The sequence below is a fragment of the Nesterenkonia massiliensis genome (assembly GCF_000455245.1).
Lineage (GTDB): Bacteria > Actinomycetota > Actinomycetes > Actinomycetales > Micrococcaceae > Nesterenkonia > Nesterenkonia rhizosphaerae.
Genome location: NZ_HG005169.1, coordinates 176,729 through 180,478 on the forward strand (window position 1 = coordinate 176,729; position 3,750 = coordinate 180,478).

At 62.2% G+C, this 3,750-nt stretch carries 4 protein-coding genes; 1 reads left to right on the forward strand and 3 read right to left on the reverse strand.

From position 1 onward, the window contains the following. The 3 genes from TX78_RS13975 to TX78_RS09390 all read right to left on the reverse strand — a co-directional run. A partial coding sequence (locus TX78_RS13975; protein ID WP_199765270.1) for an ATP-binding cassette domain-containing protein occupies positions 1-349 on the reverse strand: 349 nt, incomplete at its 3' end. Beyond that, the gene (locus TX78_RS09385) at positions 346-1,392 is read right to left on the reverse strand and encodes an aldose 1-epimerase family protein (RefSeq protein WP_044495707.1); all 1,047 of its coding nucleotides are present in this window, start codon (positions 1,390-1,392) and stop codon (positions 346-348) included. The genes TX78_RS09385 and TX78_RS13975, both read right to left, overlap by 4 nt. Next, complete coding sequence (locus TX78_RS09390) at positions 1,389-2,648, reverse strand: cupin domain-containing protein (RefSeq protein WP_044495708.1); 1,260 nt, start codon at positions 2,646-2,648, stop codon at positions 1,389-1,391. Before TX78_RS09390 ends, TX78_RS09385 begins: the two co-directional genes overlap by 4 nt. A gap of 216 nt (positions 2,649-2,864) precedes the next feature. On the opposite strand from TX78_RS09390, the gene TX78_RS09395 reads away from it, so the two are divergent. Further along, complete coding sequence (locus TX78_RS09395) at positions 2,865-3,626, forward strand: DeoR/GlpR family DNA-binding transcription regulator (RefSeq protein ID WP_044495710.1); 762 nt, start codon at positions 2,865-2,867, stop codon at positions 3,624-3,626. Positions 3,627-3,750: the final 124 nt, after the last annotated feature.

A 3,750-nucleotide genomic window follows, 5' to 3' on the forward strand; every position in this document is an offset into this window, starting at 1 on the left:
CCACACCGGCTGAGCTGGGGAGTTGTCCGAGACTGATGTTCTCGGCCACGGTGAGATCCGGGACCAGATTGATCTCCTGATAGACCATTCCGACGCCCTGTTTCCGAGCCGCCAGAGGCGAATCGAAACGTACCGCCTGTCCGTCGATGGTCACGGTCCCCTCGTCAGGCGGATGTACGCCGGCGAGGATCTTCATCAAGGTGGATTTGCCTGCGCCGTTCTCTCCGACGATCGCGTGAACTTCGCCAGCCTGAACGTCCAGGTCGACCGCAGTCAATGCCTTCACGCCAGGGAATGACTTGGTGATGCCCCGCATGACGAGAGTTGAGTCCGTCGGGGTTTCTGTCATGGTGTCTCCTTCTTCAGAGAGGGACCGAAATCGAACGTGAGCCGGTAGCTCACACTTTCCCCGACCTGAAGCTGAGGCAGCTCCGACGATTCCTCGGCCCGGACTCGACCTTGGATCTGGTCCGTATTAGCTGGTTCCAGCCCCATGACGTAGTGTCCGAGGCCTGCCATCTTCCACTGGTGGAGTGCCGGCAGCGTCTTGGTGTCAAAGGTCAGGGTGAAGCGAATGTCGAGGGCAGGGTTGTCTATGACCGCGCTGCCTGCGGCCGTCTGGCTGACGTCATGGAGGAAGACCTGCTCGCGATAGTCCGCCTGGGGAGGTTCGATCTCATGCCAGCGGGCGACACCCGCTGCCGCGTCGTCGTCCCGCGGCGTCACTTTGGCGGAGTTCACATCGAGAACGGCGTGTTCGTCCAGCAGCGGCCACCCGAGATTCACGTGGTACAGGACCATGTGGCCAGCGGCCGTGAGACCTTCGTTGGTGACGGTGTCCTCAAGAGTGAAGCTAGTGCCGCCAATCGCGGAGCGAAGCGTTCGGTGAAGTACGAGGTTCTCCCCGAAGACTGTCGTTTGGCGAACTTCCCCGCGAATGACGAGTTCTCCATCGTGAATCCGGGCTTCGACTAGCGTCGCGGGTGTGATGCCGACTCGCCCGTGCATCGGGTACTCGGCAGAGTCCTTCGTTGACGGCGGCCCGAACGTGTCGAGGCCGCACGTCGCGAGGAGACCACCGCCGAAGCTGCGGAGCCACTCGCGGCCGCGGGCCTCACCCAGTGCCGGCGAGGAGATGCCAGTGGGGGAGATCCAGGAAAGGGGGACTCCTCGGAACGTCGCGTGGCCGAGGTCCAGGGCGCGATCAGGATGAACCTCAAGCTCAAGACCACCGCCAGTGACCAGACGCAGCCGCCGGGCGCCCCGGGCTTTGCCCTCTTCTTCGATAAAGCGGTCGATTCGCGCTACCTGAGACAGGGACCCGACTCGGCGTGGTAACTCTGCTGCATCGGCACCGTAGATTCGGTGCGGCAGTTCCCATTCGAGGCTCATGCTGTCCCTAAGGGCAGGGTGAGCCGGTCACGCTCCAGCTCTCGATTCCCCGGGCCGAAGTGCTTCAGAATGACAAGGTCTTCCGTGGGGTGTGTATTGCGAATAGTCACTCCGGCGGAGGCGGCGGGAGCTGTCACGAAGTACTCATCACAGGTCAGCTGGCCGTAGCGGACCATCGTGGCCGACATCAGTGGCTGGCCATCGATTTTCCCGGTACCTCCCACGCAGATGAGACCGTAGGCATCGGTTTCTTCGACCGCGACAGACGAGCCGGGCTGTACCGTGAGCTCTTTTGCGCTGAAGCTTGGCGAACGGTAAGTGATCCACTTCTCTGTCCAGCCCTGGCCCTGCGAGGAGGCTGTAGTTTCCACGGGGGGAGTGAAGCGGTTGCTGTAGAAGTGGTTATCCACGTTGCGGTCCCAGTCCACGAGATCGACAACGAAGGCCAAGTTCCCGTGGTGCTCCTCGGGGACGTCCTTCCACAGCAGTTCATCCGGGACCTCCCGATGGTTGGACCAGGATTCTGTCATGGCGAAGACGTCGCAGGCTGCCTGCGGCTCATAGGTACAGACACTGGCCGGAGCATGGAGGATGCCGGCAGGTACGTCCCATCCGGTCCCGAGGGTGATCCGGTAAGCACGGGACAGCGCGGTGATGTTGTTATCGCCACCGGTGAGGAACTGCTCCAGCTTGTCCAGTACATCCTGGCGGGTGGTCTCGGGATGCAGGCCGAAGAAGGTGTAGTCGAACTCCCCCAGGTGGTTGTTCATTTGCGGCGGGAAGTAGTACGCCTCGGGTTTCCCTGGCTTGCCCACCAGTGCTGCGTGCTCGTCGCGGTGGTGAATATGGAAAGGCAAAGGCGCCTGGTTGTCGAAGAACTTCGAATACATAGGCCACCCCTGATGGGTATCCCAGAGTGTTCCAAGGGCCTGGTCTTGGAAGTGGGCAATGAACTCGTCGAAGGGGATCACGCCGCCCTCGGGGTCCACCACCAGGCTCAGGCCCTCGAAGGGGTCCGTTCTTGGACCGTTCTCCGCGCGGATTGCGGACGCGAGCCACCGCTCATCGATTCCGCCGCGGTCCTTGCCCAGGGGGTAATAGTCATTCGGGTGCAGGCGGATGCGCTTGCCCGGTGTGCAGAACGCCCGAGGCACCCAGGCGGGAGCTAGGCGCAGGACTCCGTTGCCCGAAGTCATTGCTCGTTCCATGGCCTCCTGGGAGGAGGTGACGCCTTCGTAAGGACCAGCTTTGCTCATGTGGCACTTTCCTAGTTTTCGGGGGCCAAGAACTTGGCCCTTCGGGACTTTGGTTCATTGAACCACGGCATGCTGTGACGGTAGTCACAAGAAGAGGAGGCTGTCAAGCCTGCAAAACGGGGGATTCTGCTCGGAGAGTGTCGAGTAGCCGGTGAGAACGCTTCACTGAATCGATCTGTCCGGACCGGGGCTCCTGCTCCGGTAGCATTCCGAGGCATGGCCATTTCCTCGTCGCTCGACGCTGAGTCGAGGCGTTCTCGCCTTCTAGAAATCCTCGGTGCCGAGGGGCGGATTACGATCAGCGACGCCGCTGAAACCCTGGGGGTTTCCGAGATGACCCTGCGTCGGGATCTGGGGGATCTGGAGAGTCTCGGTCAGGTGCGACGGGTGCGTGGCGGTGCGGTTGCGCCATTGCAGCCCCAGAGCTTTTCTGAGCGCAGCAGCAAACAGGCCGCGGCGAAACGACTCATCGCGCAGAAAGCCCAGTGTCTGGTTCCCCGCGAAGGGGTCTGCGCATTCGATGCCTCATCCACTATCGGGGTGCTGCTTTCTGGGCTGAGCGACGCGGCCGATCTGACGGTCGTGACGAACTCCGCGGAGAACTTTCGCGCGGCCGAAGACCGGCCGGGCGTGACGCCGGTCCTCGTGGGCGGCCACCGTGAGCGCCGGACCGACAGCTTTGTGGGGCCCCATGCTTCTTTGGCGGCGGCAAGTCTCCACTACTCCGCCTTCATGACGTCGGCGGCTGCCCTGGACGCGGAATGGGGCAGCTCGGAGGCCACGGCGGGGGAGGCTGCGCTCAAGCGGGTTTTTCACGAGCACGCTGACATTACGGTGCTGCTCGTGGACTCCTCGAAGTTGAACTCTCGAGCGGTCGCCCGGGCGCTTGGCCTGGAGGAGGTGGATGTCCTGGTCACCGAACTTGACCCTTCGCATCCCAGGTTGGACGCGTATCGGCCTGCCGTGGAGCTCCTCTAGTCCGACTGCAAGGCGGGCACTCTTTTCGGTCGTGACCCGGCTCCCCCTAGTGTGAGCCTGGGCACTTTTCATGATTGTCCTGCGAACCCATGCGTGATATTTTTTGTTCGACTGCTCATTATCG

Excerpts from the sequence above, each read along its gene's own strand:
- TX78_RS09385 (WP_044495707.1), bottom strand. The coding sequence starts at position 1,392 with ATGAGCCTCGAATGGGAACTGCCGCACCGAATCTACGGTGCCGATGCA.
- TX78_RS09395 (WP_044495710.1), top strand. The coding sequence starts at position 2,865 with ATGGCCATTTCCTCGTCGCTCGACGCTGAGTCGAGGCGTTCTCGCCTT.
- TX78_RS09390 (WP_044495708.1), bottom strand. The coding sequence starts at position 2,648 with ATGAGCAAAGCTGGTCCTTACGAAGGCGTCACCTCCTCCCAGGAGGCC.